Origin of the sequence: Auritidibacter sp. NML100628, assembly GCF_003185985.1 — a bacterium.
In the GTDB taxonomy this organism is placed as follows: domain Bacteria; phylum Actinomycetota; class Actinomycetes; order Actinomycetales; family Micrococcaceae; genus Auritidibacter; species Auritidibacter ignavus.
Genome location: NZ_QHLP01000015.1, coordinates 14,299 through 34,037 on the forward strand (window position 1 = coordinate 14,299; position 19,739 = coordinate 34,037).

Sequence of the window (19,739 nt, forward strand, 5' to 3'; positions counted from 1 at the left end):
GTACCCCTACTGCTGATCGTCGGTGTCGTCGTGCCGCGGGAACACCCCGACCGGCTTGGGAATCTCAGTTCCGGGCTTAAGCTTTTCGTCCCAGGCCGCGAAGGACCGCGGGCCCTGCCCGGAGGCTAGGGTTGCTCCGGCATCGCCCTCGGCAGGCACACCCAACAGGGTCAACAGCTGGGTAGCAGAGTCCGGCATGACCGGTTGGATCAGCAACGCGACCTGACGCACGACTTCCAGCGTCACCCACAGGACGGTCTTCATCCGCTCGGGGTCTGCTTTGCGCAACACCCAGGGTGCCTGGTCGGCGAAATAGGTGTTGGCTTCATCGAGCACACGCCAGGTTTCGGCCAGGGCACGGTTGAACTCTTGCCGGTAGTAGTGGTCCTGGTTGATCTTTAACAGTGGCTGTGCTTGGTCCAGTAGCGCCCGGTCGGCGTCGGTGAGGTCACCGCCGGGTGCTGGGATCTGGGCGTCGCAGTTTTTGAACACCATCGACAGCGATCGTTGGGCCAGGTTACCCAGGTTATTGGCCAAGTCGGCGTTCTTGCGGGCGACCACAGCCTGGTGGGTGTAGGACCCATCGGCACCGAAGCTGAATTCGCGTAGTAGGAAGTAGCGCACCGTATCCAGCCCGTAGTGCTCGACCCAGTCGGCCGGGGCAATCACGTTGCCCAAGGACTTGGACATCTTTTCGCCGTCATTGGTCAAGAATCCGTGGATGATGACTCGCTGCGGGAGCTCAATGCCTGCCGACATCAAAAACGCCGGCCAGAACACGCAGTGGAACCGGGAGATGTCTTTACCGATCACGTGTAGATCCGCTGGCCAGTAGCCAAACAGCTCGTCGTCGTGGGGGAATCCGGCCCCGGTGAGGTAGTTGGCGAGGGCATCGACCCACACATACATCACGTGTTTCTGGTCGGTGACCAGTCCAGGGTCGGCGGCCAGGGCTTTTTCGCTGGGTTCAGGGACGTCAATGCCCCAGTCGAAGCTGGTGCGCGAGATGGAGAGATCTTGCAGACCAGATTCGACAAAGCGACGGATTTCGTTGGCACGAGAGGCCGGTGCGATGAACTCAGGGTGTGCATCGTAGTGTGCCAACAACCGGTCCTGGTAGGCCGAGAGCCGGAAGAAATAGGATTCTTCTTCGGTCCAGGTCACCTCAGTACCCGTTTCGGTGGCGATGCGGGTGCCGTCGTCGGCCAGCTCGGTTTCGTCTTCGGTAAAGAACCGTTCATCACGCACCGAGTACCACCCGGAGTACTTATCCAGGTAAATATCACCGTTGTCGCTCATCCGCTGCCAGAGCTCTCGAGCAGCCACCCGGTGATCGGCGTCGGTGGTTTGGATGAACCGGTCGTAGGAGAGCTTCAGCACGGTGTCATCCATGTCCTTGAACCGGGCTGAATTGCGGGAGGCGAGTTCGGCGGCGGTGATGCCCAGCTTCTGGGCGGTTTGTTGCATTTTCTGACCGTGTTCATCGGTGCCGGTCAAAAAGCGCACATCGCGTCCGTCAAGGCGGGCGAACCGTGCCATGGCATCAGCGCCAATGTACTCATAGGCGTGACCGATGTGCGGGTCACCATTGGGGTAGGCAATCGCGGTGGTCAGGTAGTACTTCATATCAGCGTTCTTCCAGGTTGAGTTCGCAGGAACGTTCCGCACCGATGGTGTCGCTGATGGTGATCAACGTGCCCTCCGCCAGAGCGGCATCCAGGGTGACCACGGCCAAGGCGGTGTCATTGTCATCATCGGGGCTGACGTCCATGGCAGCAATGTTGACGTGCTGATCGCCCAGGGTCTGACCAATGACACCAATCACCCCGGGTCGATCCTGATACTGCAACACCAGCAGGTGGTCAGCCAAGACCACCTCAAATTCAAAGTCATCGATGCCGACCAGCTTTTGAACCTGCTTGGGGCCGGTCAGGGTACCGGTAACCGAATACTGCTCACCGTTAGCGGCCGCTCCGCGCACCGTGACGGTATTACGGTAGGACGGGGAATCCGGGGAGGTGGTCAAACGCACCTCAACACCGCGGTTTTCGGCCATCACCGGGGCATTGACGTAGGAGACCTGGGTGGAGACCACATCGGTGAACACTCCCTTCAGGGCAGCCAATTTCAGCGAGTCCACGTTCATCTCGGCCAGTTCCCCGGCAACGTGAACTTCCACGGCGGTCAGCGACTGGTTGCGCATCAGTGCGGTCAGGATTCGTCCCAGCTTTTCGGTTAGCGGAATGCCCGGGCGCACGTAGGGATCAATCGCTCCCCCGGCGACGTTAACGGCGTCCGGCACCAGCTCTCCGGCCATGGCCAACCGCACCGACTTCGCCACAGCGACTCCGGCCTTTTCCTGGGCCTCAATAGTCGAAGCACCCAGGTGCGGGGTGACGGTGGCCTTCGGTGATGAGAAGAAGCCCAGGTCCTTGGCGGGCTCGTTCACGTAGACGTCGATGCCGGCTCCAGCGATAGCCCCGGATTCCAAGGCGCGGGTCAGAGCGTCCTCATCCACCAGACCGCCACGTGCCACGTTGATGACGTAAGCGGTGTCCTTCATGAGCGCGAACTGCTCGTCGGAGATCATGCCCATGGTCTCGGGAGTGCGTGGCATGTGGATGGTGACAAAGTCGGAGGCTTGGAGAACTTCCTCGAGGCTGAGGAGTTTCGCGCCGATGGACTGAGCGCGTGCGGCGGTGACGTAGGGGTCGTAGGCGACGATGTTCATGCCGAAAGCCTGCATTCGCTCGGCCACCAGCGAGCCGATACGTCCTAAACCGACGATGCCCAGGGTCTTTTCATACAGCTCAGTGCCCTTGAGCTTCGAGCGCTTCCATTCCCCCGCTTTCAGGGTGGCGTTACCTTCAGCCAGGTTCCGAGCCGAAGCCAGGATATGTGCACAGGTCAGCTCGGCAGCGGAGATGATGTTCGAGGTCGGGGCATTGACCACCATCACCCCGGCGTCAGTAGCTGCCTGGGTGTCAACGTTGTCCAGCCCCACACCAGCGCGGGCAATAATTTTCAGTTTGGGGGCCGCGGCGATGGCTTCGGCATCCATGGTGGTCGCGGAGCGAATCAGGACGGCGTTGGCCTCGGGCAGGGCTTGGAGGAGTTGTTCGCGGTCCGACCCGTCGGTGTGGCGAACATCGAAGTCACCTCCCAAGACGTCCATGGTGGCCGGGGAGAGCTCTTCGGCAATCAACACGACAGGTTTTGTCACGGTTCTGGACACGCTTTCATCATCTCAAGGGGTGGTTCACTTATTGGTGCATCAGTCACCGGTGTTGATGAGCGGACCATGTGGCCCGCCAACACTGACACCTCACCTAGTCTACGACGCGAGCGAGGGCTGGGAGACTGTGCGAAGCGGGAAAGATCGGAACCCCACCGCAGGCGGTGATCATCGATCACGCACCTTGCGGTGGGGTTCAGTCTCGGGTGAGCTGTGCGAGCGCTTAGCGAGCTGCAGTGCCCTCGGTGTAGTCGGCATCAGAGTCCTTGAGCCAGGAGAACATCTTGCGCAGTTCACGACCGGTGGTTTCGATCGGGTGCTGTTCTTCCTCAGCACGCAGTTTCTGGAACTCTTCGGCGCCCTGAGCCTGATCGTCCATGAAGCGCTTGGCGAAGGAGCCGTCCTGAATATCGGCCAGCACAGCCTTCATGTTCTCCTTCACCCGGGCATCGATCACGCGCGGACCGGAAATGTAGTCACCGAATTCAGCGGTGTCAGAGATGGACCAACGCTGCTTAGAGATACCACCTTCGACCATCAAATCCACGATCAGCTTCAGCTCGTGCAGTACCTCAAAATAGGCGATCTCCGGCTGGTAACCAGCTTCAGTGAGCACCTCGAAACCGGCCTGGACCAGGTGGGATGCCCCACCGCACAGCACGGCCTGCTCACCAAAGAGGTCGGTTTCGGTTTCTTCGGTGAAGGTGGTTTCAATCACGCCAGCGCGGGTGGCACCGATACCCTTGGCGTAGGACAGGGCCAGGTCCTTGGCCGAACCGGTCTCGTCCTTCTCTACAGCCACCAGGGCAGGCACACCGCGTCCGGCCTCGAACTCGCGACGAACCACGTGGCCGGGACCCTTGGGGGCCACCATGGCCACATCAACACCGGCCGGAGGCTGAATGTAATCGAAACGGATGTTGAACCCGTGGGCGAAGAACAGTGCGTTACCCTCCGACAGGTTGGGCTCCACCGATTCAGCGTAAACGGTGGCGGCCACCTGATCGGGAACCAGCATCATGATCACGTCAGCCTCAGCGGCGGCATCGGCGACGGAGGCGACTTTCAGCCCAGCAGCTTCGGCCTTCGCACGAGACTTCGAGCCCTCGGCGAGACCAATGGTGACATCCACACCGGAGTCGCGCAGGGATTCGGCATGGGCGTGGCCCTGGGAGCCGAAACCAATCACGGCCACTTTGCGGTTTTGGATGATGCTCAAATCGGCATCGTCGTCATAAAACTTGTGAACGGACATCATTCTCCTTTTTTAGACAGGGCTCTATCGGTCATGGATTTCCCGCCACGGCCGACCGCAATGGTGCCGGAACGGACTAGTTCTCGAATCCCGAAGGGCTCCAGAACTTCCAATAAGGCGTGCAGTTTTTGTAGTGAACCGGTGGCCTCCACGGTCACCGCATCAGTGGAAACATCCACCACGGTGGCGCGGAACAGTTCTACGGCTTGGACCACCGAGGCACGGGTGGAGGCATCGGAGCGGACCTTGACCAGAATGTGGTCCCGGTGCACTGCTGCATCATCGAGCTCGACGATTTTGATGACGTTGATCAGCTTATTGAGCTGTTTGGTGACCTGCTCCAGGTGATCACCATCGGCATCGACCACCACCGTGATGCGCGAGAGCCCGTCGATTTCACAGTTGCCCACCGCCAGGGACTCAATGTTGAAGGCGCGGCGAGAGAACAGCCCGGAGACCCGCGTCAGCACGCCGGGGACGTCTTGAACGAGTACGGACAATGTGTGTCGTGCCATGGTCTAGTCCTCCTCTGACCATTCCGGTGTCAGATCACGGGCAACCTGAATATCGTCATTGGACACCCCGGCGGGCACCATCGGCCAGACCATCGAGTCCCGGGAGACGACGAAGTCCACCACGACCGGGCGGTCATTGATCTGCATCGCCTGGTTAATGATGTCTTCCAAATCCTCGGCGCGTTCACACCGCAACCCGGTAGCACCGTAGGCCTCGGCGAGCTTCACGAAGTCGGGCACCCGGACGGTGTCGGCTCCGGTATTCAGGTCGGTATTGGAATACCGGCCGTCGTAGAACAAGGTCTGCCACTGGCGGACCATGCCCAGCGAGGAGTTGTTGACCACCGCGATCTTGATCGGGATCTGGTTGATCACGCAGGTGGCAAGTTCCTGGTTGGTCATCTGGAAGCATCCGTCACCGTCAATAGCCCACACCACCCGTTCGGGTTGGGCCACCTTGGCGCCCATGGCGGCCGGGACGGCAAAACCCATGGTGCCCAACCCGGCAGAGTTAAGCCACTGGTGGGGGCGTTCATAGTCCACGAATTGGGAGGCCCACATTTGGTGCTGGCCTACCCCGGCAACGTACACGGCTTCCGGACCGGCAATCTGGGAGAGTTTCTCGATAACGGTCTGCGGGGCCATCAGCCCATCGTCGGTGGGCGTATACCCCAGCGGGTAGGTGTTGCGTACCTTATTGAGCACCGTCCACCACTCGCTGAGGTCCGGTGTGCCCTCGGACTCCCGCAATGCGGTGACGTCCTGGTAGAGGTCGGGCAGGATTTCTTTCAAATCCCCCACGATCGGAACATCGGCCGCACGGTTCTTGGAGATTTCGGCCGGGTCGATATCGGCGTGGATGACCTTGGCTTTGGGGGCGAAGCTGGAGAGTTTGCCGGTCACCCGGTCATCGAATCGGGCGCCTAGCGTAATCAGCAGGTCCGACATTTGCAGGGCGGTGACCGCGGCCACGGTGCCGTGCATGCCTGGCATGCCCAGGTTTTGCTCATGCGAGTCGGGAACCATGCCCCGGGCGTTCAAGGTGGTCACCACCGGGGCGCCGGTCAGTTCCACCAAATCCATCAGTTCTTCCTCGGCCTCGCCGCGAGCAGCACCACCACCGACATACAACACCGGGCGAGATGCGGAGTTAATCAACTTGGCAGCTTCACGCACCTGACGGGAGTGGCCACGGGTCACCGGACGGTAGCCCGGAATATTGAGCTTCGGTGGCCAGGCGAAGTCCAGGGTGCCTTCTTGAGCGTTCTTGGTGATATCGACCAACACCGGCCCGGGACGACCGGAGGTGGCGATATAGAACGCTTCGGCCAGCACCTGCGGGATGTCTTCGCTGCGGGTCACCAGCCGGGAGTGCTTAGTGATCGGCATGGTAACCCCCACAATGTCGGCTTCCTGGAAGGCATCGGAGCCTATCAGCTGGGCTCCGACCTGTCCGGTAATGAAGATCACGGCTTCCGAGTCCATGTGGGCATCGGCGATGGCGGTGACCAGGTTGGTCGCACCGGGCCCGGAGGTGGCGATAGCAACCCCGGGTTTACCGGTCGCCAAATAGTAGCCTTGGGCGGCGTGACCGGCGCCTTGTTCGTGGCGGACGAGAATGTGGCGAATCTTCTCTGCATCCAAAAGCGGGTCGTACAGGGGCAGCACCGCTCCACCGGGTAGACCAAAGACATCGGTGACGCCGAGTTCTTCCAGTGACCGGACAATGGCCTCGGCGCCGGTCATCGTGGTGGGTTCAATCCGCCGGTTCTCTCCGGGGACTCGATCATCGTATCCACCGGCGGTGGTTCTTGTGCCGCGTGTTGGTGGATGAGGGGGCATCACCGACGGGGTGATATTCGCTCCAGAACTCATGAGCTATGCCTCATTCATTTCTTCTGTCTACGACTCGTGATTCTGCCATGTTGTGGTTTGCACAAAAGGCCATAAAAAAACCCCGATACCGGCTCTGGTGTGGGCCTTACGGGGTCAGCGCATGGTGGCGGTGCTTCGCCAGCTGAGTTTCTCGACTCAGGCCATGCGCTACATAACGACTACTAGGGTCTTCGACATGTTCTTATATTTGCAGTCGAAGAACTGAAAAGTCAAATATGTCGTGAGGTGGCCCACGGTGTGCTATCTCCCACCGCTTTGACCATCTCACGACCCCGTGTCGTCAGCCCGCTCTGTGCTGTTGTGTGGCGCGCTGTACTGTTGTGTTACCGGGTGCTCACCGGCCGTGAGGTGACCGCACCTGCGGAGGCGGAGGAGACCATGTCGGCAAATTTTCCGAGCACGCCCTGGTGGAATTTCGGTGGCAGGGGTTCGAAGTTCTCCCGGCGACGCTCCAGTTCGGCCTCATCGACCAGCAGATCAATACGACGATCTTTGATGCTGACCTGGATCGGGTCACCGTCTTCGATCAGCCCGATGGGTCCGCCGACAGCTGCCTCGGGGGCAATATGTCCAATACACAATCCGGTGGTCCCGCCGGAGAAGCGACCATCGGTAATCAGCAACACGTCTTGACCCAGACCGGCGCCCTTGATGGCACCGGTAATGGCTAGCATTTCGCGCATACCGGGTCCTCCCTTGGGGCCTTCGTAACGGATGACCACCACGTCTCCGGCCTGTAACTCGCCGGCTGCCAGGGCGTCCATGGCGGCCTGTTCGCGTTCAAAGACCCGCGCGGTACCGTCAAAGACCTCCGCGTCGAATCCCGCGGATTTCACCACCGCGCCTTCCGGGGCCAACGACCCGTGCAACACGGTCAGTCCTCCGGTGGGGTGCACCGGATTGTCCGGGGTGCGCAATACCTCGCCGTCAAGTCCGTGTGGGTTGAGTTCTTCGAGGTTTTCGGCAACAGTCTTGCCGGTCACCGTCAGGGCATCGCCGTGGAGCACTCCAAGATCCAGCAACGCCTTCATGACCACCGGGACGCCACCAATGCGGTCCAGGTCGGTCATCACGTACTGACCGAAGGGCTTCATATCTGACAGGTGCGGGACCTTGTCTCCGATCCGGTTGAAGTCGTGCAGGCTCAGGTTCACCTGGGCTTCATTGGCGATGGCCAGTAGGTGTAGCACCGAGTTCGAGGAGCCTCCGAAGGCCATCATCACGGCAATAGCATTCTCGAACGCTTCCTTGGTGAGAATGTCACGGGTGCGGATCCCTTGTTTCAGGAGGTTGATCACAGCCTCACCGGCCCGGCGAGCATCAGCATCGCGACGACGATCGGCCGAAGGCGGAGCGGCCGAGCCTGGAATCGACAGACCAAGGGCCTCCCCGACCGAGGCCATAGAGTTGGCAGTATACATCCCGCCACAGGCACCTTCGCCAGGACAAATCGCGCGTTCGATGGTGTCCACGTCCTCGCGCGAAATCAACCCGCGAGCGCATGCCCCTACGGCTTCGAACGCATCGATAAGGGTCACCTGCCGAGTCTTGCCATCCGACAAGGTTGCATAGCCGGGCATGATCGACCCGGCATAGACGAATACCGAGGCCAGATCCAGACGGGCGGCGGCCATCATCATCCCGGGTAGCGACTTATCACACCCGGCTAGCAACACCGAACCGTCCAAGCGCTCAGCCATCATCACCGTCTCGACCGAGTCGGCGATTACGTCGCGAGACACCAGTGAGTAATGCATACCGTCATGGCCCATAGAAATACCATCGGAGACCGAAATGGTGCCGAATTGCAACGGGTACCCGCCGGCTGCATGGACACCCGACTTCGCGGCATCAGCCAGACGGTCCAGGGAGAGGTTGCAGGGGGTGACTTCATTCCACGACGACGCAATACCGATCAGCGGTTTGGAGAAGTCCTCATCCCCCATGCCCACGGCACGGAGCATGCCACGGGCTGGGGCCCTTTCCATCCCATCGGTCACGTCCCGTGAGCGGGGCTTGAGATCTGGCTCAGATGAATTGTCCGGAGTGCGAGGTGTCATGACGACAGTCTACGACTGCTTACCCCTGTTATCTGCAACACGACGAACACATTGCACTGACTGAATCGTCGACTAAATCAATCGCTGGTGATTTCATCATGACGCAGCGTCATCCCAGAGACTAGACTGGTCGATTATGATGGCACACCTCAAGCAGGGCTCTTCCTCGTCTGCGGCGCTGAAGCAGCGCCTGCGTTTGCTCTTTGAAGCCACAATTTTTAACTACGGCGATTACAACCTGATTTATGCCCACCCGGTCGCGACCGGACCGGCCTTCGTGATCGGCTATCGTCGCCAGCCTTTAGAGATGGTATTGCTGCCGATCGTCACCGAAGAGGTCGAAGCCTTTGGGGTGCACACCGAGGCCGACCGAGAAGACATCCTGACCATTGACCTGTCGAATGTAGCCATGGTGTCTGATTCGGGTGCTGGGTACGGAGTCACCACCGTAACCGGCCATCGCGCACATTTTGATGTCATTGGAGACCCCGAGGTTCCCCTCGGCGCCGGGCACAGCGTGGCTCTCGAGCAGTTCGATGATTCGGAGGACTTTCACGAGTTCATGACCGAGCTGATGGACCAGCTCGATGAGCTCTACAAGCGCAAGCAAGATCAGTAGGCTGAACAACAGGTCGTGATCGTCACACCGCTCAGATTTAACAATCGATAAACTCCTCTGCTAGAGTAGTTCCTCGTGCGAAACGCGCATATAGTTCTGCGCCTCTAGCTCAACTGGTAGAGCACTTGACTCTTAATCAATAGGTTGTGGGTTCGAGTCCCACGGGGCGCACTCTCAGTCGGCACCTCGTTTGGCCACACGTCAAACAGGTGCCGTTGTCATATCCGGCGGACAAGGCAAATCCACCGTCTACCCACAGCTTTAAAGCCACTAGCTCCGCCTCCGCGCTGGGGTTGTTTGTGCCCATTGACTGCCAGCTTCCGTGTGGTTCCTAGTCTCCGTCATGGTCTGGGCGCTGGTGCCCACCGACTTACTCCTCCGGCATCACGCCCGCGACAGGACCACGATCTGCTGCATCCGGTGCAATCGTTACCTCCCACACTCTCGCTCTCTCGTCCCAGAGCAGGATACCTCATGAGGCATCGACCACCATGTCCCGACGTGGCGCAACAGTCTGGGTGGGAGCCACCTGTCGTACCGGCCCTCTCGCGACGGGTCGCCTGTTGAGCGTGGCCTGGTACGTGTAACACCACGTCAAGGACACGAAATATATGACAGGGAAAACCGCCACGCCAGAGATGAACGGACGAATGTGTCAGTGCTTTGACCTCGACTAGGTCCCAGCCTTCCCTATCTGAAGAATGGTTAATCGTTCCTCTACCAACCAACGTCAATGGGAAAACGGGAAGTGATCTGATGACAGTCCGGCTTAGTGCTTTCGATTTGGTACCGCTCTCTGAAGGGTATACCCCTGCCGAAGGTATTGATCATGCTCGAGCCTTTGCTCGTGGCATTGAAGAAGCCGGCTATCACCGCTTGTGGTACGGGGAACATCACATGAACCCAGGGATGTTGGGCTACTCCCCTGCCCTGACCATCGCCTTGTTGGCCAGTGAAACCGGAACCTTGCGGTTTGGTTCCGGAACGGTTCTGACCGGTCACCGAACTCCTTTCTCGGTGGCAGAAGAATTCAGCCTGCTTGAAGCGGCCTTTCCGGGACGAATTGATCTCGGCTTGGGACGTGCCGGGTTGAAGGGCCCTAAGAAGAAGCGCACCGAGGCCGAAGCTGCCAAACAAGAGAAGAAAGATCAGGCTAAGCAACAGTCAGAGGACTACGAGACCGACAACGGCGTGTTTATCCCCGCTTCCCCCGATTTGTCTCACCTGTTTGGCTCACCGCGTGCTACCGCTCAGCAGGCCCTATTGCATCAGCCCGGCGCGGAGCCTCGCTTCTATGATGAGTACCTCGATCAATTACTGGATTTGTTCCATGACCGCGCCGTAGTACATGGCGAGCCGATCTCGAATGCCACCGCGGATGTGGGTTCCCCGGAGATTTGGATTTTGGGTACCAACGCCGGTGACTCCTCGCAGCTGGCCGCAGAAAAGGGATTACGGTTTGGTGCGAATTATCACGTAGCCCCCACCCATACTCTGGAAGCTCTGGCGGACTACCGCGAGCGCTTCCAGCCCAGCGAAGACCTCGATGCCCCATACACCATCGTCTCCGCTGAAGTTTTGGTGGCCGACACCACCTCCGAGGCTGACACCTTGGCAGCTGGTTACGACCAGTGGGTCTACAGCATCCGTAGCGGTCAAGGCGCTATCACATATCCTTCACCCGATACCGCTGCACAAAACCAGCTCACCGCCGAACAGCAACCCCTGGTCCGCGACCGGACGACGACCCGCTACGTGGGGGACCCGCACCAGGTGGTCGAGAAACTCAAGGCGCTACAGGCCGCTACACAAGCCGACGAATTGTTGATCTCGACCATTACCCACGACCCGGAAGCCCGCCTGCGTAGCTTCCAGCTGTTGGCAGAGGCCTGGCAATAGCTTCCCCGTTGCCCTCCGGCTACCCCTGACCACCCATCCCAGCCCATCAACTACCCAACCACCACCGAGAATTTATTGTCACGAGATCCGATTTCAAGCCCTGGCTGATCGGACAGCAACCCTCTCTCTGGAGATCGACCACAATCTCTTACACAGTGGGGTGCTCCAGGTGAAGACAAGGCCCATTCGGCAAGTGTGTTTAAGGAGAATCATGTCACGTGCCACACCCGAAACCTCCCACTTCGTCATCGGAGTTGCGCTGGATCGAGGGGGTTTCCACCCCGCAGCCATCCGGAGCCAGCAGGCTCTTGCCGATAACTTCTCCATCACAGCGTGGGAAGACCTCGTGCGTCAGGCTGAGAACCTGGGGGCCGGATTCGTGACCCTCGAGGATGCGTTCAATGACGCCACCCGCCCGGGATTCGATACGTCGTTGCTGGCCTCGTGGTTGGCGCCCCGCACCGAGAAGATCGGCCTGATCCCGACGCTGACCACCACCCATACCGAGCCCTTCCACGTCTCGAAAAATCTTGCCACGCTTGACTATGTCAGTCACGGTCGCGCTGGCTGGCAGGTTGCAGTCTCAGCCACCGAAGCCGAAACGCTGCTAGTGGGACGAGGACGCGCCTACGACGATGAGGCCTCGCTTTATGCTGAAGCCCGCGACGTCATCGAGGTCGTGCGCGGTCTGTGGGATTCGTGGGAAGACGACGCCGAGATTCGCGATGTAGCCACCGGACGATTCATCGACCGCGACAAGCTCCACTACGTGGACTTCGAAGGAGACTTCTTCTCCATCAAAGGCCCCTCTATCGTTCCCCGGCCACCGCAAGGCCAGCCACTGGTCACCATTGCAGGTACCAGCGAAGAGGTGCTGAACACTGCAGTGCGCGCTGCCGACGTGATCTTCACCGGCACCTCGGCCCCGGAGAAGTTGACCTCACTCCACGAGAAGATTACAACGCTGTCCGACCAGCACGGTCGTGACAAGAACGCGCCGCCGAAGGTCGTGGCCGATGTGTACTTTGCGGTTGATCCAGACGAGTCAGAGGCGCTCGCACGCTGGCAACGCCTCAACGAGGTCCAGACCCTTAATCCTTCTCAGGCCGATGAGGTCGTCATCGGTACTCCAGAGCACCTCAGTGAACGCCTCGACCAGGTCAAGGCCGCCGGGGTTGATGGCGTCCGGCTTTGGCCTGCCCAGAACCAGCACGACCTTGCTGTGATCGAGCAGCACCTGAAATCTGTCGTGGAGACACTCCAAGATCACCCAGCCGATAACAATGCCGCTCCATTGCGGGCCCGGTTCGGACTTGGTCGTCCGGCAAACCGGTACGCCTCAGCTTCCTCGTCGGCTTCCGCTCACTAACCTCCCCCAGGAGACACTCATGACGAATCAGCAGAATCACTCTTCCCCTCGCCAGATCATCCTTGGGGCACACTTCCCCGGGGTGAATCATCACACCGTGTGGTCCGATCCGGAGTCTGGAAGCCACATTGAGTTCGAGTCTTTTGAGAAGTTCGCCGCCGAAGCCGAGCGTGGTCGCCTGGACTTCATTTTCTTGGCGGAAGGGCTCCGACTGCGCGAAAACCGGGGTCTGATCCACGACCTGGATGTCGTTGGTCGCCCCGACACGTTGCCGATCTTGGCAGCCTTGGCCTCGGTGACCGACCACATTGGACTGGTCGGGACTATTAACGCCACCTTCAATGAGCCCTATGAGGTGGCTCGGCAATTTTCAACCTTGGACTATGTCTCCAACGGGCGAGCTGGTTGGAATATTGTCACCACCTCCGATTCCTTCCACGGCGCTAACTTCCGTCGTGGCGGTTACCTCGACCGGGCGGACCGTTATGTGCGGGCTTCTCAGGCTCTGGATGTTGCCAATCGTTTCTGGGCAAGCTGGAAAGATGTCGAGTCCGAGCGGGAACGTGTTAACGTCACCAACGATCAGTTCGATATTCACGGCGAGTTCCCGCTCCCCCGTTCCCCTCAGGGGCGTCCGTTGATCTTCCAGGCCGGAAAATCCGCTCAGGGTCAAGACTTCGCGGCCGGTAACGCCGATGCTATTTTCACTTTGCACACTGATAACGAAGACAGCCGACAGTTCTACCATGAACTCTCCGAGCGGGTGCGACAGGCCGGCCGTGATCCCGAATCTGTCAAGATCCTGCCGGGTACTTCCGTTGTTGTGGCAGATACCGATGAAGAAGCAGAAGAACTGGCTGCGACGATTCGGGCTCAGCAGGTCAGCGGTCAGACCGCGATCCTGTTGCTGGAACAGATTTGGAACCGAGAGCTTTCAGAGTTCGATCCCGAGGGCCCACTTCCTGATGTGGATCCGGTGGTCGGTGAAACCACCATCAGTAAGGGTCGCAGTGAGGTCAGGCATGACGACCGGTTCGCGGCCGTGCAGAAGCTGCGGGACATCGCTGAGGCGCGCAATCTGAACCTGCGCGAAACAGTGATTGCCACCCAGTCGCGGCAGACCTTCGTCGGAAGCCCTGAAACCGTGGCGTCCGAAATGATTGAGACTGTGGAAACCCATGTCAGCGACGGATTCATTCTGGCACCACATCTGAGCCCGACCGGACTCGTGCCTTTCATCGACCGCGTTGTTCCGTTACTCCAAGAGCGGGGTGCTCTACGCACCGAATACCCCGAGGGCGCAACGTTACGTGAACTACTCGGTCTGCCCACAACGTTGGATCCGGCCACGACCGGCCGGGCAACTTTCCGGCAAGGGGTGAATGTCTCATGAAGCAGCGTCACGCACGGTCCTCACGTCATGGCGTCCGCTCACTAGCCCTTGTTGCAACGGCCCTATTCGCCTTCACTGGTTGCAGCAGTGGAACTGGCCTGGAATTTTCCCCCGCCGCGGAAGTGGACGAGGAGAACGTTTTACACATAGCGGTTGGTTCGGACGCTGGTTGCGCTGATCCTCAGCAACTCATTCTGAATGATGCGGTGTTTTCCACACGTCACTTGGTAGATTCACTCACGGACCAGGACCCTGAGACCGGTGAAATCGTCCCCTGGCTAGCTACTGACTGGGAAGTCAACGACCAAGCTACCGAGTTCTCATTCACCCTGCGCCCCGGAGTGACCTTTTCTAATGGTGAGCCTGTGACTTCTGAGGTCGTCAAAGCCAATTTTGAACGAATTCTCGAGTTCGGTCCACGCGGAAATATTGCGCGAAGCTATCTGGAGAATTACGAGGACACCGAGATCGTCAACGACCACGAGTTTGTGGTGAAGTTCTCCGAACCAAATGCGCAATTTCTACAAGCCGCGTCCACCCACAACCTGGGGTTGCTGGCTTCGGAGTCCATCGAGCTCTCGGATGATGAACGTTGCCAAGGGGTTATCGGGTCCGGTGCATTTGTCTTGGATTCCTACCGCCCTAATGAAGGAATTAACCTGGTCGCCAGGGAGGATTACGACTGGGGTTCGCCTCTATACGAAAACCGTTCGGCACCCAAGATTTCCGGGGTGAGCTTTACCGTCGTTCAGGAATCTGGAGTACGCGCCGGGCTCTTGCAGTCAGAGCAGGTTGATGCTATTGGAAGCGTGGCGCCACAGGATATTCCCGCTATCGAACAAACCGATGCCACCTTGCACACACTGACCGTTCCCGGAGTACCGATGTCGCTTCGACTGAACCACGGCAGTCCGGTGATTCAAGAGCATGCTGTGCGCGAAGCCATCTCGCTGGCTATTAACCGGGAACAAGTGGCCGAGGTCGTTTACCCTGATGGGGCTCCCGCAGCCACGAGTATCTTGTCGTCGACCACTCCGGGCCACAGTGATTTCTGCGAAGAGCTACGCTACGACCCTGAAAGAGCCCGGGAGTTACTGGCCGAAGCCGGCTTCACCCCTGGTGACGATGGCATCCTGGTTCGTGACGGCGAACGCCTGGAACTTGATTTCACCTGGTCAGCCATCACCGCTACGAACTCGGGTTCGGTGGAGTTGATCCAACAGCAACTCTCAGAAGTCGGTATCGCCGCAGAACTAGATGAGGGGACCCCCGCCCAGTGGACGGCCAAAGTGGCCGAGGGCAATTACCACCTCGATTGGTTCAACACTACCCGTTCTGATGCCGACATTCTCCGGACTGTCTTCGACTCTCGTCTGGCAAATACCTCTCATCTGCCGGAGGGATATCACACCGATGAAGCTCTTTCCCTTCAGGCCACAACCCTGGACCCCGAAGCACGGGAAGAAGCCATCCACCAAGCTCAAAAAGCACTGATTGAGGACTACACATCCATTCCAGTTATCGATCACACCAACGTCATGGCCACCTCCGCTGAGGTATCCGGGCTGCGATTTGATTCAGATCGACGAATTCGTCTGTACGACGTGACTTTGAATCGAGGTGAGGACTGATGGCCCGTTACATTGGCATCCGAGTCCTGATGGCGCTGCTCGTTTTGTGGGCAGCCTATACAGTCAGTTTCATTATTCTCTACATGATTCCCGGCGACCCTGTGCTGGCCATGGCCGCTGGTGGTGGCGACCCGAGTGCCGTGGATGAAGAGACACTCGCAACGTACCGAGAAGCCTATGGTTTCAACGATCCGCTCATCGTCCAATACTTCAACCGTCTTGGTGCCGCCATCACTGGTGATTTCGGTGAATCGACGCGAACCGGTCAACCGGTCTCCACAGCGATCGCCGAGGTCATCCCCTCCACCGCGCAATTAGCGGGGGTCGCGTTGTTACTCGCCGTAGTGTTGGGCGCAGCAATTGCCATGCTCGCCACCTATACGAACATCACCTGGTTGAAGAACCTATTGTTGTCGTTGCCTCCCTTGGCCATCTCTTTACCCACCTTCTTCATTGGTTTGTTACTCATTCAGGTTTTCAGTTTCCAGTTGGGTTGGCTACCTGCATTGGGTGGGGCGAACCTGGCCGGAATCATTCTTCCGGCGATAACACTCAGCCTTCCGATTGGCGCGGTGATCTGCCAGGTTTTTGCATCCAGCCTGGAAAGAAGCTCGGCAGAGTCCTACGTCAATACAGCGCGGGCAAAGGGACTCAACCGGTTTACCGTGCACCTGCGCCATGTGGCCCGAACCTCGCTGGTCCCGGCCCTATCAATGGTGGGACTGGTCGCCGGCGGTTTACTAGCCGGGTCAGTCATCGTTGAAACGGTGTTCTCACGTCCCGGTGTCGGACAGCTGACGGTTCAGGCTGTTTCCACTCAGGATCTTCCGGTGGTTCAAGGCATTGTCGTCTTAGCAGCTGTCGTCTTTGTCACCGTGAATCTGCTGGTGGACCTGGTGTTGCCAGCGATCGATCCTCGAGTACGACTTGGCCGTCGTTTCGCCTAAGAGAACGGGAAACTCATCATGACTCAAACACTCTCTGCTCGACTGCCCCGATCGTCCGCAGAACCCACCATCGCACAACGATCTCAACACAACCGACCACCACAATTCTCGCCAAAATCCATCACGTCTCGAATCGGGCTGATCCTGGCCGGTGTATTCTTGGCCCTCGTGGTGATCGCGGCCTTCTTCCCCGGGGTCCTGGCTCCCGGTGATCCTTACCAAGGTGATACCAATAACGTGCTACAGTCGCCCAGCCTGGCCCATTGGTTCGGTACCGATCAACTCGGCCGAGATTTGTTCACCCGCGTAGTCCACGGTACTTCACTGTCACTGCAGACCGCCCTGATGGCCGTTGTCATCGCCTTCGTGAGCGGAAGCTTCTTCGGAGTGCTCTCTGGATTCCTGGCAGGTAAAGTCGACCAGGTCATCATGCGCATCGTGGATGTCCTTTTGGCGATTCCTTCGTTGCTCCTCTCACTCGCGTTGATTTCCGCACTCGGTTTCGGCTCGTTGAATGTTGCCATTGCTGTCGCTGTGGGGTCCGTGGCAACCTTCGCTCGCATCGCACGGTCCGAGAGCCTCAAAGTCTCGGGTGCAGACTATGTTGATGCGGCCCGTTCCGTCGGCTCCAGTCGATTCAGCATCCTGGTACGACACGTGTTGCCCAATGCTTCCGGACCCATCATCGCGCTGGCCGTGTTGGAATTCGGCAACGCCATCCTAGCGGTCTCCGCCTTGAGCTTCCTGGGCTTCGGTGCTCCCAAGCCGGCACCTGAGTGGGGAGCCCTGGTCTCTGAGGGCCGCAACTATCTCTACAGTGCTAGCTGGTTGACGCTACTACCAGGCCTGGTGGTAGCTGCTACTGTGCTCTCCGTCCACGTCATTGCCCGCCGGATTTCCGCGCGAAAGGGGGTTTGATTCCCATGACCGTTCTGCTTGAAAATGCCTCGTCGAGCGCCCCGAAGCCAACGACACCGTTGCTTCAGTTGGAAGGACTGAAAGTCGATTATCGATCCGGGTCCTCCACCACACCGGCCCTACACGGCATCGATTTTGCTGTCTGCCCCGGACAGAGAATCTCCGTGGTAGGCGAGTCCGGGTCCGGCAAGTCCACCTTGGCTCTGTCCTTGCTCGGGTTGCTCCCGCCGGAAGCCTCCATTCGTGACGGCAAACTTTCCTGGGGCGATACCCCCGTCGCGCTGAGCTCTGATCGAGCCTGGCAACGACTCCGTGGTCAAAAGATCGGATTGATCCCTCAGGATCCCGGTGTCAGCCTCAACCCGGTCTACACCATTGGCCATCAACTCATTGAGGCCATTCGCGCCCACCAGAAGGTGCCGAAGGCTCTTGCCCGTCAACGCGCTCTGGAGTTGCTCGACCAGGTAGGGCTCGATGCGGTAGAGACCCGTTTTGACCAGTACCCACATCAACTCTCGGGTGGTATGCGGCAACGCGTCCTCATTGCTATTGCCTTGGCTCCCGAGCCGGATCTGCTCATCGCGGATGAGCCCACCTCTGCTCTGGATGCCACGGTGCAGCGTAAGATCTTGGACCTGCTGGATTCCATCATCAGTGAGCGAGACATCGCCTTGGTGCTCATCACCCACGATTTGGCAGTCGCTGCGCAACGCACCGAGACGACCGTAGTGATGCATCACGGAAACGTGGTGGAAATCGGAGACACCGGAACCATCCTCAATACCCCCACGCACAGCTACACCCAGCGTCTGGTGGCTGCGGCTGATTCATTACACCGCTCGACACATATCCGTCCCCCACTGGAGGTCGAAACCGAAGTCCTGGTCCAGGTCCGCGGATTGAAACGCCATTTCGCCCAGCCAAAGGCCACGTCACGGCGCCATGACGCCTCAACATTGCGCACCAACGCCGTTGACGGCATTGATTTCGTGATCCGGCGCGGTGAGACACTGGCACTCGTGGGTGAATCGGGGTCCGGTAAATCTACCACCGCACGATTGGTACTCGGTTTGGATACTCCGACCGAGGGGACCGTGACCTTCGACGGGGAACCCGTTCATCACCTGTCGGGACGTCGTTGGCGACAGTTGCGTCGCCGGGCGCAGTTGATCTACCAGAATCCGTTTGCGTCATTGAACCCTCGCTGGAGCCTGGAGCAGATCATCACCGAGCCCCTGCGCGCTTTCAAAGTCGGCAACCGCGCCGAGCGTCGTGCCACGGCCGAGACACTGCTCGACCAAGTCGGGTTACCCGCCACGTTTGGGTCCAGATTGCCCAGGGAGCTGTCTGGCGGTCAGCGTCAACGCGTCGCAATTGCACGGGCCTTGGCCTTATCCCCCGACTTTGTGGTCTGCGATGAGCCGGTCTCAGCCCTGGATGTTTCGGTCCAGGAACAGGTGTTGGACCTGATGTTGGATCTGCAAGCCGAACACGAATTGACCTATTTGTTCATCACCCACGACCTGGCTGTCGTACGCCGACTGGCACACCGCGTCGCGGTGATGAACCAGGGCAAAATTGTCGAGACCGGCACCACCCAAGAGGTGTTTGCTCACCCGCAAGAAGAATACACCGCCTCGTTGCTCAAAGCTGTTGAACCTCTTGGGGCAGGGCACTAGCACCACCAGCGACACCCCACACCGCAATAGCTGAAAGACCTCCGGCCACCACGATGCGGATCTCAGATTCCGTTAGTCACCGGAGGTCTTCTGCTGTCGGTTCCTCGCCCTGTGTCCCTACCCGACAGCCCACCGCACGCGAGCGCTGTCATCAGCGCCGTCGTTAGCACGTACCAGCGACCTGCAGGGGATCTCGGAGGCTTCCGTCTTGAGATTCTCACCTGGCGGGGCTGAGGAGTGCACGGACGGGTCCGCTGGTAGCCGCCGTCTGCTCCAGGTGGCCGGACTGCTTGGCCCCAAAGTCACGAAGGCCCGACTCACGA

General features: G+C 59.2%; 14 protein-coding genes, 1 tRNA gene and 1 riboswitch. Of the genes, 9 read left to right on the forward strand and 6 right to left on the reverse strand.

Annotation, left to right across the window (positions count from 1 at the left end; all coding sequences use genetic code 11):
* Nucleotides 1-6: 6 nt before the first annotated feature.
* From metG to ilvD, 6 genes are all read right to left on the reverse strand, one after another.
* The gene (gene metG / locus DCC24_RS09725) at nt 7-1,626 is read right to left on the reverse strand and encodes a methionine--tRNA ligase (protein ID WP_110099730.1); all 1,620 of its coding nucleotides are present in this window, start codon (nt 1,624-1,626) and stop codon (nt 7-9) included.
* Between the two features lies 1 nt (nt 1,627).
* Entirely contained in the window at nt 1,628-3,223 is a 1,596-nt protein-coding gene (serA, locus tag DCC24_RS09730) for a phosphoglycerate dehydrogenase (protein ID WP_110099765.1), read from the reverse strand.
* A 235-nt stretch (nt 3,224-3,458) separates the two neighbouring features.
* Nucleotides 3,459-4,490 (reverse strand): ketol-acid reductoisomerase, encoded by a 1,032-nt coding sequence (gene ilvC / locus DCC24_RS09735; protein WP_110099731.1) that lies wholly within the window; start codon nt 4,488-4,490, stop codon nt 3,459-3,461.
* On the reverse strand, nt 4,490-5,005 hold the full coding sequence (gene ilvN / locus DCC24_RS09740; RefSeq protein WP_110099732.1) for an acetolactate synthase small subunit: 516 nt from the start codon (nt 5,003-5,005) through the stop codon (nt 4,490-4,492). The genes ilvC and ilvN overlap by 1 nt, the downstream gene beginning before the upstream one ends.
* A 3-nt stretch (nt 5,006-5,008) precedes the next feature.
* Complete coding sequence (locus DCC24_RS09745; protein WP_110099733.1) at nt 5,009-6,880, reverse strand: acetolactate synthase large subunit; 1,872 nt, start codon at nt 6,878-6,880, stop codon at nt 5,009-5,011.
* Nucleotides 6,881-7,224: 344 nt separating this feature from the next.
* A complete protein-coding gene (ilvD, locus tag DCC24_RS09750; RefSeq protein WP_110099734.1) occupies nt 7,225-8,961 on the reverse strand; it encodes a dihydroxy-acid dehydratase in 1,737 nt (578 codons plus the stop codon).
* A 136-nt stretch (nt 8,962-9,097) separates the two neighbouring features.
* Between ilvD and DCC24_RS09755 the strand changes: the two genes are divergently transcribed.
* The 9 genes from DCC24_RS09755 (at nt 9,098) to DCC24_RS09795 (ending at nt 19,416) form a co-directional block, all read left to right on the forward strand.
* Nucleotides 9,098-9,580, forward strand: coding sequence for a hypothetical protein (locus tag DCC24_RS09755; RefSeq protein ID WP_233492062.1), 483 nt, complete (start codon nt 9,098-9,100; stop codon nt 9,578-9,580).
* 98 nt (nt 9,581-9,678) lie between these two features.
* Nucleotides 9,679-9,751, forward strand: a tRNA-Lys gene (locus DCC24_RS09760).
* A 585-nt stretch (nt 9,752-10,336) separates the two neighbouring features.
* Nucleotides 10,337-11,479: an LLM class flavin-dependent oxidoreductase gene (locus tag DCC24_RS09765; protein WP_110099735.1), complete on the forward strand. Its 1,143-nt coding sequence runs from the start codon at nt 10,337-10,339 to the stop codon at nt 11,477-11,479.
* Between the two features lie 76 nt (nt 11,480-11,555).
* A riboswitch (SAM riboswitch) is annotated at nt 11,556-11,681 on the forward strand.
* A 9-nt stretch (nt 11,682-11,690) separates the two neighbouring features.
* Complete coding sequence (locus DCC24_RS09770; RefSeq protein WP_110099736.1) at nt 11,691-12,848, forward strand: LLM class flavin-dependent oxidoreductase; 1,158 nt, start codon at nt 11,691-11,693, stop codon at nt 12,846-12,848.
* 19 nt (nt 12,849-12,867) lie between these two features.
* Nucleotides 12,868-14,241 (forward strand): NtaA/DmoA family FMN-dependent monooxygenase, encoded by a 1,374-nt coding sequence (locus DCC24_RS09775; RefSeq protein WP_110099737.1) that lies wholly within the window; start codon nt 12,868-12,870, stop codon nt 14,239-14,241.
* Between the two features lie 224 nt (nt 14,242-14,465).
* Complete coding sequence (locus DCC24_RS09780) at nt 14,466-15,872, forward strand: ABC transporter substrate-binding protein (protein WP_158524653.1); 1,407 nt, start codon at nt 14,466-14,468, stop codon at nt 15,870-15,872.
* Nucleotides 15,872-16,819 (forward strand): ABC transporter permease, encoded by a 948-nt coding sequence (locus DCC24_RS09785; RefSeq protein ID WP_110099739.1) that lies wholly within the window; start codon nt 15,872-15,874, stop codon nt 16,817-16,819. Before DCC24_RS09780 ends, DCC24_RS09785 begins: the two co-directional genes overlap by 1 nt.
* Nucleotides 16,820-16,837: 18 nt before the next feature.
* The gene (locus DCC24_RS09790) at nt 16,838-17,737 is read left to right on the forward strand and encodes an ABC transporter permease (protein ID WP_110099740.1); all 900 of its coding nucleotides are present in this window, start codon (nt 16,838-16,840) and stop codon (nt 17,735-17,737) included.
* 5 nt (nt 17,738-17,742) lie between these two features.
* Nucleotides 17,743-19,416: an ABC transporter ATP-binding protein gene (locus DCC24_RS09795; RefSeq protein ID WP_110099741.1), complete on the forward strand. Its 1,674-nt coding sequence runs from the start codon at nt 17,743-17,745 to the stop codon at nt 19,414-19,416.
* Nucleotides 19,417-19,739: the final 323 nt, after the last annotated feature.

What these genes read in the sequence shown, in the direction of transcription:
- metG (WP_110099730.1), bottom strand. Translation starts at nt 1,626, where the DNA reads ATGAAGTACTACCTGACCACCGCGATTGCCTACCCCAATGGTGACCCG.
- ilvC (WP_110099731.1), bottom strand. Translation starts at nt 4,490, where the DNA reads ATGTCCGTTCACAAGTTTTATGACGACGATGCCGATTTGAGCATCATC.
- ilvN (WP_110099732.1), bottom strand. Translation starts at nt 5,005, where the DNA reads ATGGCACGACACACATTGTCCGTACTCGTTCAAGACGTCCCCGGCGTG.
- DCC24_RS09745 (WP_110099733.1), bottom strand. Translation starts at nt 6,880, where the DNA reads ATGAGTTCTGGAGCGAATATCACCCCGTCGGTGATGCCCCCTCATCCA.
- ilvD (WP_110099734.1), bottom strand. Translation starts at nt 8,961, where the DNA reads ATGACACCTCGCACTCCGGACAATTCATCTGAGCCAGATCTCAAGCCC.
- DCC24_RS09755 (WP_233492062.1), top strand. Translation starts at nt 9,098, where the DNA reads ATGATGGCACACCTCAAGCAGGGCTCTTCCTCGTCTGCGGCGCTGAAG.
- DCC24_RS09765 (WP_110099735.1), top strand. Translation starts at nt 10,337, where the DNA reads ATGACAGTCCGGCTTAGTGCTTTCGATTTGGTACCGCTCTCTGAAGGG.
- DCC24_RS09770 (WP_110099736.1), top strand. Translation starts at nt 11,691, where the DNA reads ATGTCACGTGCCACACCCGAAACCTCCCACTTCGTCATCGGAGTTGCG.
- DCC24_RS09775 (WP_110099737.1), top strand. Translation starts at nt 12,868, where the DNA reads ATGACGAATCAGCAGAATCACTCTTCCCCTCGCCAGATCATCCTTGGG.
- DCC24_RS09785 (WP_110099739.1), top strand. Translation starts at nt 15,872, where the DNA reads ATGGCCCGTTACATTGGCATCCGAGTCCTGATGGCGCTGCTCGTTTTG.
- DCC24_RS09790 (WP_110099740.1), top strand. Translation starts at nt 16,838, where the DNA reads ATGACTCAAACACTCTCTGCTCGACTGCCCCGATCGTCCGCAGAACCC.
- DCC24_RS09795 (WP_110099741.1), top strand. Translation starts at nt 17,743, where the DNA reads ATGACCGTTCTGCTTGAAAATGCCTCGTCGAGCGCCCCGAAGCCAACG.